The organism is Alkalihalophilus lindianensis, assembly GCF_032843265.1.
Lineage (GTDB): Bacteria > Bacillota > Bacilli > Bacillales > Bacillaceae_D > Alkalihalophilus > Alkalihalophilus lindianensis.
Window position 1 is genome coordinate 1 of sequence record NZ_JAWJBA010000989.1, and the last position, 238, is coordinate 238.

1 protein-coding gene is annotated in these 238 nt (G+C 38.7%); it reads left to right on the plus strand.

Annotation, left to right across the window (positions count from 1 at the left end; genetic code table 11):
- Positions 1-193, plus strand: a 193-nt coding sequence (locus tag RYX56_RS25080) for a pyroglutamyl-peptidase I family protein (RefSeq protein ID WP_439108539.1), incomplete at its 5' end; no start/stop codon positions are given.
- Positions 194-238 lie beyond the last annotated feature (45 nt).

Below are 238 nucleotides of genomic sequence, written 5' to 3' on the forward strand. Positions count from 1 at the left end.
TTTATGCAACCATGTGATGTACCAAGCATTGCATTATGCGAAGATTCAAAACAAAAAAATGCCTAGTGGGTTTATTCACATGCCTGCTTCTCATGAGCTTGCTATCCAACACGGGCAGATTCCAAGCTGGTCGCATCAAAATCTAAAAAAAGGAGTCTCCACTTGTATACAAGTGTTGTCAGAACATGACTAACCGAAAATTTGATTTTCCAACTGTTCATATAACAGGAGAAAGAAG